The following is an 18,546-nucleotide window of genomic DNA, read 5'->3' on the forward strand; positions in this document are numbered from 1 at the left end:
TGACTTAGCTTCATTTATTTAGCATAACATTTATGCTAATCTACTACAGCCCCTTCCATTTAGTTTACTTTACAATACATTTTTAAATTAAATATCAGTTTAAATCTGAACAAAAATGCAATATCAGCATGAGCTCATTTCAATATACTGCCTTAATTAGAACGCACAACAGCTTTCCACTCGTGGCTGAAGTGGTTGAAAAGCTACGCGCACAAACTTTTCCACCAGCTATGATACTAGCTGTTGATTCAGCATCCAGTGCTGAACAAAGACTATCACTCGAAAAAGTTTTTGATCAAGTAATCGACTACCCTAATGAACCTTTTAATTACTCAAAAGCGATTAATATAGGTGTTGAGGCTTGCCAAACAGAATATGTATTAATCATTAGCTCACATGTCGTTATGCAATCTGAAATTATGATACAGAAGGCATTAGGAGTGATCAAATATGAAAAAACTAATTGCCTAGGTTTTTGCCTCTGCGCCACCACGAACCCAGACAAACTGTGGAGTGAACAAAAAATTGATACTCAAAATTTCTCTCCAGCAATTGGGCTATCTAACTCCTGTGCATTTTTAAAAGTTAAACCAATATTAAATCGTCCATTTCGTGAAGATGTATTTTCTGCCGAAGATCAAGAATGGGCATCATATTATTTACGTAAGCATAATGCCTATTTCTTCGGTATATTAAGTTATCACCTAAAATATATAAATCAACACATGAATGACTTAAAAAAAATTAATGAAGAGATTTCAATGGCTTATTTCACACATCAGCAATTACGCAGCCCAAAAAATATTACACTCAGAGTTATAAGAGCTGCACTTGCGCTAGTAAGAAATAGACCTAATAGAGCTAAATTACATATCATACTTGCAAAAGAGCTCTTTCTATCCTACTTCAGAAAACCAGTTAGAAAGTCTTCTTACTACAAGTAGTTCCACCATACTAAAATCATTGGAGGATCTCTAACTTACTACTTTTAATATCTTAATCTTTAGGTAGTAAATTCAACTTAGCTAAAGCTTCATCTGATGTTTTTGCTGTTTGAACTGCTGGGTAAATATGAGTCCAAGCGCTAATATAGCTAGAAACTTTTCCATAGCTATTATCTAAAGCGACATGTGGAATATCGAGAAGCGTTGAGAGTATGTGTGCGTGCAAACGATCAGTAATGATATGTCGACCATTTGATAGTAATTTTAGACCACGATTAACCCTACCCTGAGCTAGTAACTGATAATAAGTTAAGCGTGCATCACGCTTATTCCAGTGACCACTATATATAGCCTGAAATACAGCCGAGTATTTGGTTTTTTTATTAAAACTATAGGGCTCTTCAAGCCAGTCAGCATGTTCTGAATTTAGTATCGTATACAATAAACTACGATCATATTCTGCACGCTCTGCATCGTCGCGCAATAACATAAAAACATCTTTACTTGCTTGTATTGGTCGTTTAATCGACCCAATAACAAATGCACTATCTGGAACAAGTTGCAACGAGCATTGAAAGTGTTGCTGAGCAAATTCATAGCTATTTTGATCTCTGACTAACAAATGATAGTTCGAGTGTTGCTCGATAATTCTTGCTGTTTTATTAACTGATGCAAGATTACTAAAACTAATTGATTGCGGTAACTGAATGATCATCCTATCTTTGAATCGTCCTATGATCATCTCTCTGAAATCTTGATGCGATAACCAGATATCCCCAAAATTTCCACCACCATGCATAATAATTGGCCCTGACGGTAGAGCTTTTAATAACTCGTCAGCATCAAAATTTTGTAACGTACATACATATGAAGGCTTATTTCCTGTCAATTGCAAAAGCAATTCAATTTGCCCTAACCAGATTGCACTATCACCAACATTAGAATGATCAGGAAAGTCAATTAGCGCATAACATGTTCCAAATGGTATTAACTTGCCTAGTACATTTTTTAATCGTTCCACTTGCATATTAATTACGGCTTCATTTCTCTTCATCCAATTTTCCTCTTTCTATAATGCTATGCGTTACTTACACGTCGAATTTTTTCAATTAATTTAAATACTATTTTTAAAATCTCATTTTCTGGCCCTTGGGGTCTACCAGCAATAATCCATAAAATAAAGTGTGTTGATAAGTATATCAATGCACCAAAAATAATTAATGCAACAATTTTAAACAATAAATCTAGTTGTGCTCCACCTTGTCCTAATATGCTTTCTAGGTATAGAACACAAATTGCCATCAACAAAATACTAATCAATGAACGCCCATTGGCTGCAATTTGCGAGCTTATTGCCGTACCAATAAGACGACGTACTAAGTGCATATTGATAAAAATCGCAATTACTCCTGTAATAGCACGAGCATAAATAATGCCAAGCAGTCCGCCCATGAACATTCCGGCAACGATAATTGGTACTCTCATACCAAAGCTAAACAAATCTCGTTTAAACAATAGTTTTGTTTCACCTTTAGACATAGCAAGCGGCTGTACAGGAGAACTCAATGTCTGCAAAGCAAATACGCATGAAAGCACTTGAATAACTTGAACTATAGGCAACCATTTTTCACCCATTACCAAAAGTACCATGGGATGAGCAATAAGCGCGAAACCTACGCCTATAGGTAAAACAATTGCGGTAATTAATGATTGAGCAGATTTATAGGCAGCTTTGAGGCGCTCATTATCATCAGATATTTTCTTAAAACCGGGGAACAGGGTTGTTTGCAGTGGACCTATTGTTTCACGGGTAGGCAGGCCAGCTAAATTATCCCCTACACTGTAAAATCCTAATGACTTAACACCTAAGTAGCTGCCTATAAGTAAGTGATCTAACTTCCAATTGAGTGTATTAACAATCTGCCCAAATGTTAACCAAATTGAAAATGACCAAAGTTCTTTTGAATGAGCGAATGAAAACTTTGGTTTAAAGGGAATAATAATATAAGAAATTACAATCCCTACAAATTGCGAGGCGATCATACCTCCAACTAATGCCCAATAGCTTTTATATATTAAAGCTATCGCAACGCCAACAATAAACCCTGCGAACTTTTGTGAAACCGTTAGTGCAAACTCTTGCCAGAAAACTAAATCTCGGGTCAATAGTACCATTTTAGGATTATTCAATCCACTCATCACAATCGATACGGCTAGAAACAACATAATGCTTGTTAATCTAGGTTCATGATAAATCTGCGCCATGATGGGCGCAGAAATAGAGAAGATAATGCCTATTATTAACGCACGCGACAGATTTAATGTCCATGCGGTATTAAAGTGTATATCTGTAGGACTTTTATGATGTATTAAAGCATTCGCCATCGACAATTCAGTAAGCGCACTAATAATCGTTAGCATGGTAAGGGCTAAAGAGAACAAGCCAAAATCTTCTGGTGTGAGCAAGCGTGCTAATATTAAAGTACTGCCAAGCGCTAACAAGTTGACAATTACCTTGGCCGCACCTAACCAAGCAACGCCTTTGGCAAGTTTATCTTTCATGTTGATTCTTTTGTAAGTAGAGTCTTTTTATCAATTCAATCCTTAAATTTCATTAATTAAGCAAGTTAAATAATCCATCACTGCATTCCAAAGCATATTGCCACACTGCAACCGTCTTTCAACCCTAGGTTTTACTGACAACCCTTCCGCTCTATTTTGAGCCAGCACTGCACCGTACTTTCCAGCAATCGCAGGTCGACCACGTCTAGGTTCTTCACCCATCCATTGCGGCGAAGCTTTCGGCTAATCGTCGAAACAGACCTACCCAATCCAACCAGCTATCCAACTAGGCTAAAACCCTAACGTTAACTGCGCCTGTATAAGGCTACGTTCTTCAATACTTAATTACTTGTAATTTCCCATGCAACATTTTCCTTCGAATAAGTTGCACTTCAAATTTGAGCGCGCCTAGTATATAAAATATTCAGCACAACTTTAAAATAATCTATGCTATTTGATTAAAAGTAGTTTTTTAATTAACTTTTTTAAAGGTCTTAAAATACTTTTATGGGTATAGTGTAAAAAGATTATAAGATAGCCTTCAAACCAAAATCCTCGCCTTACAAAATCAACTACCTCTTTGAATGTAGGTGCGAAACCATAATAAGTAGAATAAACCTGTAAATTCAACCTTTGCTGGGCTCTAGCATCATTAGGCACATGCAGTTTAATCATTAATTCGCAAGCTTTAGAAATCCTTGTCTTTTGCCCAACTGAAAGTCTGTCGGTTCTTGGTGTAGTATCAAATACATAGGTCGCCATGTCTAACAACCTAGCAGTGCCAAATTTCTTTAAAACTCGGTAAAAACATTCTAAATCTTGCCACGCAGGCATCTGTTCATCGAATAATCCAGCTTCTATAAAGTGATGCCGTGGAGCAAAAATCTGATTGCCAATGTAATTCACACGGTGTAAATCAGTGTATTCAATATTGCTCAATTTTTGGCTTTCCTTCAAACGTGCACCATTCCTCGAAATATATTGACAATATATACAAGCAATTTGATCAGTTGAGTTTTGAGATAAAAAATTCCAATATCCTACTAATGCACTAATATGATTGCTCTTAAACTCGTCGTCATCATCTAAACCTGTAACAAATACACCAGAAGAGGCTTTAATTGCAAGATTACGCGCATAACAAGCACCCATACTCACTTCGTTTCGGAAAAATCTTACGCGAGAATCAACTTCTGAAATATGTTTTAGATACTCTGTCGTACCATCCGTTGAAGCTTCATCCACAACAATTAATTCGAAATTCTCATATGTCTGATTCCTTACCGACTCCACAGCAGCCTTAAGCATGTCAAGGCGATTTTTTGTAGGCATGTAAATTGAAACTAACATGATGTTTCCTTTTTTGTATAAATCTATCCAAGAATTTCAAATCTGGATTCAAGAGTAATTTTTTTAATATTTTGCTCTTGGTAATGATTTCGCTAGTAACTTAGCAAATTGCGTTTCTGGGCCATGTGGCATACCTAATTTAAACCAAATGATTAAGCTTGTTAAGACATATGCCAAGCCGCCCAAGAGAATAAACGCAGTAATCTTTAGCGTTAAGATGAGAGGCGTTCCTTCACTCCCAATAAAGTGTTGCAACATCAAAACAGTGCCAATCATGATCAATATACTTATGAACGATCTTGCATTAGCCAGCACTTGGTCAATAATCGAGGTTCTAATTAATCGGCGAACAATAAACATATTCATTGAAATGCTGATAAAAGTTGATATTGCTCGACCATATAAAAGTCCAATTAAGCCGCCTAACATCAAACCAATAATGATTAATGGCACACGAATCAAGAAGCTAATCAAATCACGCTGAAACAAAAACTTCGTCTCACCTTGCGCCATAGCTAGCGGTTGCGCAGCAGCACTTAACGTTTGAAAGGCGACAGTAACGGCAATAATCTGAATCACCTCTACGGCAGGCAGCCATTTGACCCCCATCAGTAACAAGACTACTGAATGTGCAACCAATGCAAATCCCACACCTAGTGGTAAAGCTATTGCAAAAATGAGGGTTTGGGCTGTTTTATAGGCTGACTGCAGGCGTGAATTATCATCTCTAATTTGAGAAAATGCAGGAAAAAGTGTAGTTTCAAGTGGCCCAATAATTTCACGGCTAGACATGCCGGCTAATTTATCACCAACGCTATAAAAACCTAGTGTAGCTTTACCCAGATGTGCGCCAACAAGCAATTGGTCAAAATTCCAATTCAGTGTGTTTACAATTTTACCAAAGGTCAGCCAAATAGAAAAAGACCATAACTCTTTAGCGTGAATGATTGCAAATTTAGGTCTAAAAGGAATGATTACATAAGAGACTATAATCCCTATTATTTGTGAAGCAACAATACCTCCTACTAAAGCCCAATAACTTTTATAAACCAATGCGATAGCAATACCCACGATAAAACCTACTAACTTCTGTGTCACGGTCATGACAAACTCTTGCCAGAACACTAACCTCCTAGTTAGGATTACCGTTTTAGGATTATTAAAACCAGATAAAATTACTGAGCCGCCAATTACGAGCATCACATCTAGCAGTCGAGGTTCATGATAAGCGTTACTAGCGAGTGGTGCGGCTGCGCAAAAGATTAACCCAACGATAACAGCACGACATAAATTTAGTGTCCACGCAGTATTGAAATGTAAATCGGTTGGATCTTTATGATGAATTAATGCAGATGCAAGTGACAGCTCAGTCACCGAGCCAATGATTGTTAACATTGTCGTTGCCAACGCCACCAAGCCAAAGTCTTCTGGGGTGAGTAATCGAGCAAGAATTAAAGTGCTAATTATCCCGAGAAAATTGACTATTACCTTGGCCGCGCCTAACCAAGCGACACCTATCGCGAGTTTATTTTTAATCATTATTCATTTTACTGATGCACTACTTGTTAAATCAATAGTAAGATAATTTTTAAATGATATTGATTGGTGGAAATGACTTTACTAAACTATCAATCGCTTTAATTTGCGTTAGAAATGCTTCAAGCTGATCAATAGGCAATGCACTAGGGCCATCACATTTAGCCTCTTTTGGATTTGGGTGTGACTCTAGAAACAAGCCCGCCAAACCTACCGCCATGCCTGCGCGTGCCAAATCTACAACTTGCTCGCGTCTGCCGCCTGATGCTGCGCCTAGAGCCTCTCGTTGCTGTAAAGCATGTGTTACATCAAATATGATAGGCGTACCTGGGCATATTTTTTTCATCACACCAAACCCGAGCATATCCACTACGAGATTATCGTAACCAAATGCGCTGCCACGTTCGCATAAAATTACTTTCTCGTTGCCGGCTTCTTTAAATTTCTCAACAATATTTAGCATTTGATGGGGGCTTAAAAACTGGGGCTTTTTCACATTTACAGGCTTGCCCGTTTTTGCCAATGCCACAACTAGATCTGTTTGACGTGCTAAGAATGCTGGTAATTGCAATATATCAATCACTTCAGCCACTGGCGCGGCTTGCCATGGCTCATGCACATCTGTAATCAACGGCACGCCAAACTCAGCTTTAACCGCTTGAAATATTTTCAAGCCCTCTTCCATACCTGGGCCACGGTGTGAGTTGATTGAAGATCGATTGGCTTTATCAAATGAAGCTTTAAATACTAATGGAATATTCAATTTTTGAGTCACTTTTACATAGTGCTCACAAGCCTTTAGTGTGCTATCAACATCTTCAAGCACATTGATACCACCAAACAGTACAAAATCTTTTTTATTATCTAAAACAATGTCTTTCGTTAATTGCATATTTATCTCAAAATTAAAAAGTTAGTTTTATTTTTTACTTAAGCAAACACCGCACCCATTTTTGACACAAGGGTCGCTTAGGGTATGTCGAGTGAGATTTAACCATAAAAGTGCTATTAGTGTTGCTGGTAAGTTTATTTATATGGATTTAATGGATGTCAATATTAGTCATTAGTCCGCATGAGATAAAGTAAAGCTTAGGCCAAAATAAACATTGGGTAATTTAGGTAAGATCATTTTTGCCTGCAAAGGCGCTCTAAGCATTTGATGCCGAGTATTTAATACAATGTTGAAATTAGAACGTATGAAAATTAAGCCTCACCACAGGGTTATGCGCACAAATTTACTTTTCAGCAATTAGTATATTGGGAATTGCGAGTTTTGTTTCACTGACTAGCTCCATCAAGAACGCTTCTTGCTTTTTATAAGCGTCATCAGCCTCAGTAGGATCACTAATTGCGGTTGATACTCTGACTAAAATGCCATCTAAAACCTTACCTTTTAAACCATCACGTAATATTTTCAATCTGGCGGACATTCCACTTGTGGGGTAGTCGTCACCGATTCTTATCCAATAACTCACTGTTTCATAGCGCCTTTGATTACTCACTAATAGTCGTAGCGCCTTGATTGGCTTTTCCGAAGATAAATGCATGGTGTTATTACTTTTACTTAATAACTGAAAACCTTGTGCCACATAGCATACTTCTGGACGGTGAATTTTAATATCTTGTTTCTGTTCTCGTGCATAAGCTAAGGCGAGCATGATTCTATCGCCACTTTTATTGGCATAAGTGCGCATCAGAATTTTGTCGTATAGTTGACTAGCTAAATCATTGCCGCCTGTAGTCAGACTAACTTGGGTAAAGGGGTCTGCAATCTGTTCCCATCCTCCAAATTTCACTGGGATAAGAGCGTCAAGGTCGGGCGTGCTATTTACTGCATGCGTCGTAGGCGTCAATTTAATGGCGGATAATGCAGCCAAAATTAAAAATGCTGCTACTAACAGACTTTTTCTTTGTGTTATTTGAGGAAATATGAACATATTTATTTGCATCATGTTCTTCAAACATTAACCACTGTAGGTGTGCGATTTTCAAACTTACCAGTTAAATATCTTAATAAACTATCCACACCAATAATAAGCATTAGTGCAGTCATGAATAAAAACATACCCGAGAATTCATGTACGAATCCTTGCCCTGCCTCATCCCCCCAATAAAAAGTGATAAGCGCTAATACGATGACTCTCGTGACATTCGAGGCAAAAGATATTGGTATTATCAATATTGCTAGCAAGGCATTGCGCAGGGGAGATTCGTGTCTCATTACGTTCATATAGAGTAAGCCCAACGCTTCCAATGTAAATAATGAGTTTAAGCCCGCGCATGCATCTGCAACTAATAACTGATATTGCCCGATATAGATAATGACTCCATTTCGAGCTACGGGATAATCCATGCGATATAGCAGATGTTCAGACGCATAGGAAACTGCCATTTTCATGGGTTGCGTAATAATATCAATCACCGAAGGTGGCAATGGCACCATAAAACACATAAAAAAGAACGCAAACCAAAAGTGTTTAGCCACTGCCACACCAAAGAACAACAGTGTTAAGCCTAGTAAGACCATTACTAATGAACCGACTTCAAATATATAGAGTGATTGAGACCGGCCAAGGGCATAAAATGCACAGCCTAATATTAAAATAGGCCATCCTAATTTTGGTGCGGGAATAACAGGGATGTTACTGTTAATTAACAGCTTAGCTTTGTAATAAAAAAACCATAAAGCAACCGCAAATACGATAGGTCCATGAGCTTGTTGGTCAGTTTTCCAAATGCCATGAAATAAATCTGAAAACGTAGGTACATATACCACTAGCAAACCAAGCAAAATTGTAAGCAAGGGCAATAGCGGCACTATGGGGTTTTTACTTAAATTTGAAGCTGAAAAGTTAATGGCTAAATCCCCCAATGTAGAACGATGGTATTATCGCCTAAGTTCCTGATCTTACTCTGACCCTTAAAAATCGTTAACAACTGCCCCAACAATTTGCACCCCAGCCAGCGATAGCTGATCGCGAATATTTGTTAAATCTGACAGTCGCGTTTGATTAAGCCTTGAAGTTAATAAAGCGCCTTCACAACGGCTCGCTACAGTTTGCGCATCCGATGTTTCAATGGCAGGCGCTGTATCGACAATTACTACGTCGTAATGCGCGTTAGCCTGTTTCATGAACTCTATAAAATTAGAACGACTTAATAGCTCCTGCGGGTTCGGCGGTACGGTACCAGCACCTAATACGGTTAAATCCACAAATGAATCCACTTTTTTCACAACCTCAAGACCTGCGCGACCAGCCAAGATATCTGACAGTCCTCTTGATTCGTTTAAATTGAAAATCTTATGTTGAACTGGCTCTCTTAGATTTGCATCGATTAGCAGAGTTTGCTCACCTAATTGAGAAAACACTACGGCCAAGTTTGCCGCTAAATTACTACAACCATCGCCAGAAGTTGCCGAAACAATTGCTAACGACTTATAGCCTTCATTAAACCACCGAAGTATTAGCTGACTTCTTAAAGCCCTGAGTGCCTCAACTTGTTTAGAAAAAGGCTTGTAAGCAGCTACTAGCTCTTTGCTAAATTGACCTTGATTAGGTTGTAGATAAGGGTAGTCAAATTGCAAGGACAATACTTGTTTGATATCTGCCTCAGTAATTAAACCAAGTTTTTGAGCAGCTTCTCCAAAGCGAATATTTTCTACTTTTTGCAATCTAAGTACGCGTTCTGCATCTTCTGGCTTTATTTTACCTAAATCAAGCAGTAACTTACCCATGCTTGAGTCGGCTTTACGAGCATCATTTTGCACCAATTGTTTATCCACGTTAATATCACCCATATATTTAATTAGAAGTAAGCAATTTTCTTGCTTGCCCTAGTAATAAGTTTTGATTAGTCTTTGAGGTATTACCCTCAATCACGGCGAATACTGGCACACCCAGAATAATAGAAATATCATCTCTACCACGAACACGTCTATCCAATAATTCTGCTAAGAAACCGAAACCTAAACCTAGCACCAACCCAACAAAAGCACCTAAGACTATATTAATAAATAGTTTAGGGCTGCTCGGACTAGTTGGAGGAATTGCTGGATTTAAGATGGCAATATCACTCTGATTAGATTGCCCCTCAATACTAGTTTGGCTATAACGCTGTGTTACCGCATCCATAGCTTTTTTAGCCACCTCAACGTCTTTCTGCATAACACCCATTTCATCTCTCAATCGGTTCAAATTTAACACTTTTTTCTTTTGAATCTCGACTTGGGCTCTGAGTTGTGACTCACGTTGCTGATTAATGCTAGCTGAATTACCGATACTATTTGATAAACGTTGTGCCTCCTCATTCAACTGGCTTCTAATTTTAAGAGCTTCGCCCTCTGCAGACCTATATGCAGGGTGATTTTTACCTAAGCGTTGGCCTAATTCAGCCAATTTTGCATCTGCCCGAGCTGAGTCAGATTTTAAACCCTGTATTGTTGGACTTGATACAATATCTGGGGAATCCAATGCGCTTCTCTGCGCATTTGAACTACGAGATTGCGAATCTATTGCAGCAACTTGCACCATACTCAATTGCGCAGATAGTTCATTCATTCGCATATTTTCAATATCTAAGTTTTGCTCTGGATTGGTTATCCCTTTTTCTTGTTGATATGCAGACAATCTTGACTGCGCTTTCTCTAGATCATCTCGCAAAGTCTTGATTTGTTGCCCAAAGTATCCTGCTGCCTGTTGAGCCGGAGCAACCTTTAATTGAATACTAGTTTGTTGGTAGTTTTCCGCGAACGAATTAGCGATAACAGTGGCAAAATTAGGGTCGGCGCTTTTGAAAGAAATCTCGATAACACTACTTTCTTTAGATGGCCTAACGACTAAGTTATTTAACAATAAGTTTGCTAGCCAGTTTTTAATATCACCACTCCCATTACTTTGATTAAATTGCATTTGGGCCTGTTCTGACTTATCCAGCCCAAGCTGACTGACCACTTTAAGTGCAATGTTCCGACTTTGAATAATATCATTCTGCGTTGCCATATAACCAGGCATTAGTTGTGCAGGTAACACCATTCCCGTAACGGGATCCATACCTTTATAATTGAGTAATAATGAAGTGGTTGCAGTGTAATTTTTGGGCAAAAATAAAGTGACCACTGTAGCAGTCGTTACCGTAATTAGGAAAGTAATTAGAATAACTTTATATCGCGCCTTTAATATCAATAGTAATTGAAGCAAATTCATAATAATCCCTAAAATAGACTTTCTTCAACATATAACACATCATTTGGTTTGATTAAGTCCGTCATCTTAGGTACAAATTTTTCTACTTCACCAGCTTCATTACGACGCATTAATTTAATGTTACGTTGTGTACCACGAACAGTTGGGCCACCACCCTGAGCTAAGGCTTGCACCACCGTCATATTACGTTCAACTCTATAGCTGCTTGGTCGTTGCACTTCACCATAAATATAGTAGACAGATGCACGCGGTACGAATATTTGGTCATTGGCAACAATGGTTATATCTTCAGCTGTTTCATTCGGTACGAAGAGCGATGCGATATCAAATTCTTTTTTATATGGCTGGCCATCATGTATTCCAGTCACGACAACCGAATCTGAAGCCGTGGGAGTCATGCCTCCAGCTAAGGCAATTGCGTCAACCAATCGCATTTTAATGCTGTCTAAAGGGAATCTACCAGGACGCACGACTTGCCCTATGATTGAAACTTGATTTCCAGGGGTGATATAGATGACATCGCCATTATTGACTTTAATATCTTGTGATTTTTTATCACCTAAAAATAGAGATGCAATTTCTACCTCATATTGGTAAGGCTTACCATCGCGGGTACCTAACACTAATGCCAAACCATTACCAGCACTAGGTGCTACGCCTCCAGCCAAAGCTAAGATATGGCTAAGTGGAATATCTGAAGTTTCTAATGCATAACGTCCCGGCTTACCGACCATGCCTAAAACGGCTACCTGATTACCTCTAACGAGTACTAAAACAATATTAACTTGTGGTTCTTTAACATACCCACCTTTAACTAAGGCTTGAGCAATTAATTGCTCTGCTGCTTGAATGCTCTTTCCGCCAACATTCACTTTGCCAACGAGAGGGAATGTCACTACTCCAGAGCCAGAAACTTGAGTATCAGTTGTTAACTCTGGGTTTTGAAAAACATTAATACGAATTGAATCACCCGCCCCCAAAAGATAGTCCTGCTGGTCATCAGCATTTGCTAAGTTATTAAATGACAAGATTGTCAAAAATAAGCCTATTAGTGTGATTAACTTAAGAAAATGTATTTTCACGATATGTCCTTGAATGTAAAGTTATAAGATTTAGTCACGCTTATTTCAACCCTGCTACACCAGCTTCAATGGCCGAGTCAGTCTTTGTGCCCACTTGCTCGTTTTTAAGACTTGTTTTTGCTGGCACAGTTTCTGCAACAGCTGGTTTCACTTGGCTAGTATCTGAAGAATTAGCGACCGTTTGATTTGCGAAGGCTCCCATATACTCAATTTTTGCCTCTTGTCGGAACTTCTTAATCTTATCTTCTACAATTTTTTTACCACGAGTATTAATGAAGTAATTCTTAATCATTGGTGTCGCTTCAATAAAACTGACTGGAGATTCTTCTATGTTAGTTAATTTGAGGACATGCGCACTCTCTCCAGACTGCCAGAGAAACATATCTCCATTTTTGAGTAACTGCATTTTAGGTAAAATATCTAATGGTAGTTGCTCTGCTGGGCGTATAAAGGCCGCACTTGAGAACTTGACGCCTTTTGCCTTTAGACCTTCTACAATATCCATCATAGGTTTCTGAGCAGCTACATCTTCGTTTAAAAGCGCTAATGTCTGCGGATTATTTTGTGTACTGATATCTTGCAAGGTATATACGCGGCGTTTAGAAAAAAGCTCGACGTGCTCATTGTAGTATTTTTTAAATTCGCTATCATTAATTTCTGAGGAGTTAGCTAACATTTTCTTTAGATAGGCTCTTGCTAATATTTCTTTTTTTGCGGCTTCAATCTCTAAAGTAACTTCTGGTGTTCTATCTAGACTTTCCTTATTTGCTTTTTCAATAACAAGTTGTTGATCAATTAGCTTGTCTAAGGCTTTTTTTCTGAATTCCGCCACATTTTCTGCAGTTACATTTTGAGCCGTCTTCATTACAGAATCAATTTGATGCGTGGTAATTTCCGCTCCATTTACTTTAGCAGCTATTTGTGAACTAGCGGTTTTTTCACCACCTTTACCACAGGCAGCTAGATTGCAAAAAACGATAATAAGAGTAAGTTTTAAAAGTTTATTCGTCAGCATAATAAAGACCTTGCAAGTAGATTAAAAATTAAGCTGTCCATTGACACCAATCGTATTGGATGAGAAGTCCCTATTTCGAACAACATCGTTTGAATTTCTTTCGTCATGTTGCAAGCTCACGCCGAGTCTCATAGCCCTTCTTGGCCTCCAATTTGCCTCAACGCCATACTTGTAACCATCATCAACTCTTGAGGGTGTTCCAGAATTTGATAAAGGTCCATCGCCTAGAAATTTTCTTTTGCTCGCCAATGCATATACTCCAATGTTTACCTTTGAAGTCAAGGCCCAGGTTGGCTTAATACTAAGCACGTCACTTACCGTGTAACTACTGAAATCATCTTGAAAAGAGGTGAGACTTCTGTACAAACTTACCCCAATGTTTAATTTCGCACTAGGATCCCAAGTGTAAAGTACAGATCCGAAGTAACCAGAATAATCTCGTAAAGAAAATGTATCATCCATGTGTTCATTACGACCTAAGTTTGCAGCTACCTTAGACTTGCCCGACAACTTCCATAAAGAGCTTAACTCAGCTTCATTTTCACTAAAGCCCTTGCCAACTTGTCTAACAAGATTAATATCTTGGTTCTCACCGTCTTTTTTACGTAACTTTAACGCAACAAAACTATCGGAAGGGAATGTGTACTTAACGCCTACTTCGGCTGCTTGTAATTTAAAACTGGTTTCTTGCAAGAAAGTTTGGCTATTAATGCTTTCAAGCTGGGTATAACCGCCTAATAAATGCCAAACGTTATGAGGCGAGAAATCAAAATCGAACATTTGTAAATCGAGAGTCCGAATATTTTTTCTATTAATATCTCTATCCCTATCCGTAAATGGTAATAAATCCACATTGCGTTCAGAAGACAGATTTCCCTTCAAGTTAGGTGTTATTGCCCAAAGCCATGCCGCTTTATAGTTATTGGCTTTAAAATCTAAAAAATCAGCGTTATCATATTTGCTTTCAAGATGAGTGTAATCAAATTTAAACTCTTGTAATGAGTATTTTTTATCCACCTTGATTATAAAATTAGTCCTTAGCACATTATCCGATCGCTCTGCGTCACCTCCTGGAGATTGCCCATCTGGCAGCAAAAACAGATTATCGTAATGTCTATAGTCAGTTCCAATCAAGAAGTTAATTGTATCGCCACTATCAGCATACACAGAAGTGATATTGAACTGTAATAAAGCGCATAAAACTGTTAAAAGGGATTTTAACAATATTTTTTTATTAGCTTTATATCCCAAATAGGGAAATTTAAATCGATGCAACATACAATCCATTGGACGAATCTACCTTTGACTTAATTATGACTTCTCGAAGCCTAACGCTCATAGTTTGAAGCAAAGTTAACAGTAGCTTGTTTCCTAATCTCGGCATTTGTAAAAGAATATCATTTAATGTTTCACGCGTTAATACGGCAAAGTCTGTTGGCAAAACAGTGACACAACTGGCAAATCTTGGACACCCATCTATCATAGACATCTCTCCTAAAGTTTCGCCCACACCCACGTGAGAGATAAGCTTAACCTCTTCATTAGAAAAGTTTTTAGTGACCTCTACACTGCCAGTTAATATTAGGATTAAATGATCCTCCACATTACCTTCTTTTAATAAGGTTGTATCATTGGGGGCTGCATAACAATGCATTAATTGACATAGTGTTCTTACTTCGTCATGGCTGAAAGCCTCGAAAAGCTTAATGTCTTCGATTATTTCAAAGATTTCTTCTTCATACTGATCGGCTCCACCTAAATAGACTAAATCAGGATACAACCCTATTGATTCTTTTTTCATAATTTTACTTAGCACCCATATTCGCATACTCTAACATAAGCATTGCCAATGTCTACTATGCAAGATTTCTCTTTAATTAAGATCTTTAAAAAAAGTTGGCACATTTCATGCACATATTTTGATGTACCCCAACAGAACTGCATGCATTACCTTTACAAAATACTAGTATTTGATAATATAGCCTTTAAACACCACTTTCAATAGTCCGAATGTATCTATGCCAGCTAAAATTGTGACTAAATCCGAAAGAAACAGCGCATGATAATTGAAGAAAATTTAATGAATAGGCGTGAATCAGGTCTAAAGAAACTCATTAATGAGTCTTTGCATATACGCTCACACGTTGAATTGCTTTTTTGGTTACAAGGAGATTTTCAACGTTATATCCCTCATGAAGTGATGATTGCTGCGTGGGGCGACTTCTCTCTCGGTATAGTGTATGTGGATATTGCATCAGCGCTACCCGGAGTTAGAACTGGTAAAATTTCTAGCAAAAGTTTGACCGTACTAATGCAAAATATTTTTAAATATTGGATGGATAACTCTAAATCACCTTTTACACTCAATGTAGATAAAGGTATATTTCATGAGCACGAATTAGGTTGTATCGAAGCTAATATTAATCTAAAAAAAATGAAATGTGCTATCGTACATGGTATTAAAGATTTCAGAGGCGGGCATGATTGTTTATATGTTTTCATTAATTCTTCAGCACGAATACTTAATCGCACTAGTAAAATAACACCTATATTACTGCCTTTTATTGACTCAGCTTTGAGGCAGTTGGAGCATTTGCCAGAGCAGCTTCCGAGGATACCAGACATTCAGGAAGAACCTGAAAGTGAGTTTGTTGGTATACTGTCTGATAGAGAGTCAGAAATCATGCTTTGGGTTAAAATGGGCAAAACCAATCAGGAAATAGGCATGATACTTAACATCAGTGCATTTACTGTTAAGAATCACTTACAACGTATTTTTAAAAAATTAGATGTTTTAAACCGAGCACAAGCTGCCACAAAATTTAATCGAATATATCAAAATTAATGAGCAATAAAAATTACCTCCCACTCGTTCGTAAAGCATCAGGCATTAGATTAGCACGCGATAATATTCTTTCAATTATAGAGTCCTTGACTGACCCATTTGTTGCTGTCATTGGATTATGGGTAGTAGCTTTCATTCAAGATGGTCACCTAGACCCTATTTACCTGTTTCTTTCTTTGATTATCTTTTTTCTCTCCTATCCTGGTGAGTCTAAAGTAACTCTGCCGCTTAACAAAGGTGTAATGAGCATTGTCGCCACCTGGGTAATTTTATCTACTTTATTAATACTGTTTGCATATACCACTCGTTATATGTATTTGTTTACTACACAAACTATTGTTCTTTGGGTGATTCTAACCCCTGTCATGCAAATACTAGCTTTGCTATTCCTTCGAAGCATAGCTCCGCTCATCATGACAATTCAAGGTCCAATAAAACAGGCTGTTATTGCAGGAATTAATACACAGAGTATAGAACTTGCTTTCAGACTTAATGATACAAAACTTAAATCTACGAACGTAATTGGCTTTTTTGAGGACCGAACTTTAAAGCGTGTTTCAGAAACAACCGACGTTGATGTATTGCTTAATGGTGACATGGGCATCTCAATTTTAGGTCACACAGATGGTCTCGCGGACTATATCAAAACTCATCAAGTAAATATTATTTACTTATCTTTACCAATGTCTGGTCATCCGCGCATACTTAAACTGCTTGATGATCTTAAAGACACTACGGCTTCAATTTATTTTGTTCCCGACATTTTCATGACAGATATTATTCAAGGTCGCATGGGACAAGTCGATGATATTCCCGTTGTAGCAGTATGTGAGACGCCTTTTACTGGCTTTAATGGTGTTATCAAGCGAACAACTGACATACTATTTTCATTAGCAATACTTTTACTTATATTGCCAATACTTATTATTATTGCACTAGGTGTTAAATTAAGTTCTCCAGGCCCTGTTATTTTCAAACAGCATAGATACGGACTAGATGGAAAAGAAATCCTCGTTTATAAGTTTAGGTCTATGTCCGTTTGCGAGAATGGAAGAGCCGTCACGCAAGCAATAAAAAATGATCAGCGCGTTACAAAATTTGGCGCTTTCCTTCGCAAATCGTCTTTAGATGAGCTTCCACAATTCATTAACGTACTTCAAGGCCGCATGAGCGTGGTGGGGCCTCGCCCCCATGCAGTTTCTCATAATGAAATGTATCGTAAACTCATTAAAGGCTACATGATCCGTCATAAAGTAAAACCTGGCATTACAGGCTGGGCTCAGGTGAATGGACTACGTGGTGAAACTGAAACTCTTGATAAGATGAAAGCACGTATTGATTATGACTTAGAGTATCTACGTAACTGGAGCCCTAAATTAGACATTTACATCATATTTAAAACGATAAGCGTAGTATTCAAAGGTGAAAAGAATGCGTATTAACCTTCTTTACCTGCCTCAAGTATATTGGTGAATTTACTTGATAAATGATTAATTTGATGCGGCTCTGAATTTACCTAAAACTTACGCTTATTTTAAAAAGAGTATTCTAATTGAATGCCTCTATCCGAATGATGAATCTTGATAAATCAAGGCAGAGGTAGAACGTCTCGCACTAATCGCGCCAACTTCAAGGCTTGACCAATAGCACTTGTCTCATATGTCGTTTTTTGATCTATGCAGCTCCAGCAGTCGCGCATTGCGTAGTAAGCTAAGCAATGCACGGCTCATCTTAATTTGGCGCTCAGCTAGCGTGGCTTCTAACAGCAGGACTTTGGATTGCATCTTTTAATTCAGCCTCTAGTGCTTTAATACGCTGCTATGGTGTTTGGGGTAAAGAGGCTGGATTATTCATCTCGGGGCTCAATAAATCTGATGAGGAGAGATTATACCAATCCAGATTACCATGCTTACTACCATGTCAATCAGGTTGACCGACCTTGGATTCCATAACGATTTTGTGCTCTTTATAAGTCAGCTCTCCATGTTCAATTATTCAACCACTGATA

17 protein-coding genes are annotated in these 18,546 nt (G+C 38.0%); 3 read left to right on the plus strand and 14 right to left on the minus strand.

Features of this window, described 5'->3' with window-relative positions; genetic code table 11:
- The first annotated feature begins 128 nt into the window (after positions 1-128).
- Positions 129-944 (plus strand): glycosyltransferase, encoded by an 816-nt coding sequence (locus PSV17_RS09570; protein WP_300481961.1) that lies wholly within the window; start codon positions 129-131, stop codon positions 942-944.
- 52 nt (positions 945-996) lie between these two features.
- On the opposite strand, the gene PSV17_RS09575 is transcribed toward PSV17_RS09570, so the two are convergent.
- From PSV17_RS09575 to PSV17_RS09640, 14 genes are all read right to left on the minus strand, one after another.
- The gene (locus tag PSV17_RS09575) at positions 997-1,998 is read right to left on the minus strand and encodes a polysaccharide pyruvyl transferase family protein (RefSeq protein ID WP_300481963.1); all 1,002 of its coding nucleotides are present in this window, start codon (positions 1,996-1,998) and stop codon (positions 997-999) included.
- A gap of 23 nt (positions 1,999-2,021) precedes the next feature.
- Positions 2,022-3,506, minus strand: a complete 1,485-nt coding sequence (locus PSV17_RS09580; protein WP_300481965.1) for a lipopolysaccharide biosynthesis protein — start codon at positions 3,504-3,506, stop codon at positions 2,022-2,024.
- 42 nt (positions 3,507-3,548) lie between these two features.
- The gene (locus PSV17_RS09585; RefSeq protein WP_300481967.1) at positions 3,549-3,728 is read right to left on the minus strand and encodes a hypothetical protein; all 180 of its coding nucleotides are present in this window, start codon (positions 3,726-3,728) and stop codon (positions 3,549-3,551) included.
- Positions 3,729-3,956: 228 nt separating this feature from the next.
- Positions 3,957-4,856, minus strand: coding sequence for a glycosyltransferase (locus tag PSV17_RS09590; protein WP_300481968.1), 900 nt, complete (start codon positions 4,854-4,856; stop codon positions 3,957-3,959).
- Between the two features lie 63 nt (positions 4,857-4,919).
- On the minus strand, positions 4,920-6,395 hold the full coding sequence (locus PSV17_RS09595; RefSeq protein WP_300481969.1) for a lipopolysaccharide biosynthesis protein: 1,476 nt from the start codon (positions 6,393-6,395) through the stop codon (positions 4,920-4,922).
- Positions 6,396-6,444: 49 nt separating this feature from the next.
- The gene (gene kdsA, locus PSV17_RS09600; protein WP_300481970.1) at positions 6,445-7,284 is read right to left on the minus strand and encodes a 3-deoxy-8-phosphooctulonate synthase; all 840 of its coding nucleotides are present in this window, start codon (positions 7,282-7,284) and stop codon (positions 6,445-6,447) included.
- A gap of 343 nt (positions 7,285-7,627) precedes the next feature.
- On the minus strand, positions 7,628-8,329 hold the full coding sequence (epsI, locus tag PSV17_RS09605; protein WP_300481973.1) for an exosortase-associated protein EpsI, B-type: 702 nt from the start codon (positions 8,327-8,329) through the stop codon (positions 7,628-7,630).
- 20 nt (positions 8,330-8,349) lie between these two features.
- Positions 8,350-9,210 (minus strand): exosortase B, encoded by an 861-nt coding sequence (gene xrtB / locus PSV17_RS09610; RefSeq protein WP_300481976.1) that lies wholly within the window; start codon positions 9,208-9,210, stop codon positions 8,350-8,352.
- A 102-nt stretch (positions 9,211-9,312) separates the two neighbouring features.
- Positions 9,313-10,191 carry a chain length determinant protein tyrosine kinase EpsG gene (epsG, locus tag PSV17_RS09615; RefSeq protein ID WP_300481977.1) on the minus strand — a complete coding sequence of 293 codons (879 nt, stop codon included), beginning with the start codon at positions 10,189-10,191 and terminating at the stop codon, positions 9,313-9,315.
- A gap of 4 nt (positions 10,192-10,195) precedes the next feature.
- Positions 10,196-11,596 carry a chain length determinant protein EpsF gene (gene epsF, locus PSV17_RS09620; RefSeq protein WP_300481979.1) on the minus strand — a complete coding sequence of 467 codons (1,401 nt, stop codon included), beginning with the start codon at positions 11,594-11,596 and terminating at the stop codon, positions 10,196-10,198.
- A gap of 8 nt (positions 11,597-11,604) precedes the next feature.
- Positions 11,605-12,678, minus strand: a complete 1,074-nt coding sequence (locus tag PSV17_RS09625; RefSeq protein WP_300481981.1) for an SLBB domain-containing protein — start codon at positions 12,676-12,678, stop codon at positions 11,605-11,607.
- A gap of 40 nt (positions 12,679-12,718) precedes the next feature.
- Positions 12,719-13,693: an EpsD family peptidyl-prolyl cis-trans isomerase gene (locus PSV17_RS09630; protein WP_300481984.1), complete on the minus strand. Its 975-nt coding sequence runs from the start codon at positions 13,691-13,693 to the stop codon at positions 12,719-12,721.
- A 21-nt stretch (positions 13,694-13,714) separates the two neighbouring features.
- A complete protein-coding gene (epsL, locus tag PSV17_RS09635; protein WP_300481987.1) occupies positions 13,715-14,980 on the minus strand; it encodes an XrtB/PEP-CTERM-associated polysaccharide biosynthesis outer membrane protein EpsL in 1,266 nt (421 codons plus the stop codon).
- Positions 14,955-15,494: a cyclic nucleotide-binding domain-containing protein gene (locus PSV17_RS09640; RefSeq protein ID WP_300481989.1), complete on the minus strand. Its 540-nt coding sequence runs from the start codon at positions 15,492-15,494 to the stop codon at positions 14,955-14,957. The genes epsL and PSV17_RS09640 overlap by 26 nt, the downstream gene beginning before the upstream one ends.
- 258 nt (positions 15,495-15,752) lie before the next feature.
- Between PSV17_RS09640 and epsA the strand changes: the two genes are divergently transcribed.
- Both epsA and PSV17_RS09650 read left to right on the plus strand, forming a co-directional pair.
- The gene (gene epsA, locus PSV17_RS09645) at positions 15,753-16,538 is read left to right on the plus strand and encodes an XrtB/PEP-CTERM-associated transcriptional regulator EpsA (RefSeq protein ID WP_300481991.1); all 786 of its coding nucleotides are present in this window, start codon (positions 15,753-15,755) and stop codon (positions 16,536-16,538) included.
- On the plus strand, positions 16,538-17,980 hold the full coding sequence (locus PSV17_RS09650; RefSeq protein ID WP_300481993.1) for an undecaprenyl-phosphate glucose phosphotransferase: 1,443 nt from the start codon (positions 16,538-16,540) through the stop codon (positions 17,978-17,980). Before epsA ends, PSV17_RS09650 begins: the two co-directional genes overlap by 1 nt.
- Positions 17,981-18,546: the final 566 nt, after the last annotated feature.

The sequence above is a fragment of the Methylotenera sp. genome (assembly GCF_029946165.1).
GTDB lineage: Bacteria > Pseudomonadota > Gammaproteobacteria > Burkholderiales > Methylophilaceae > Methylotenera.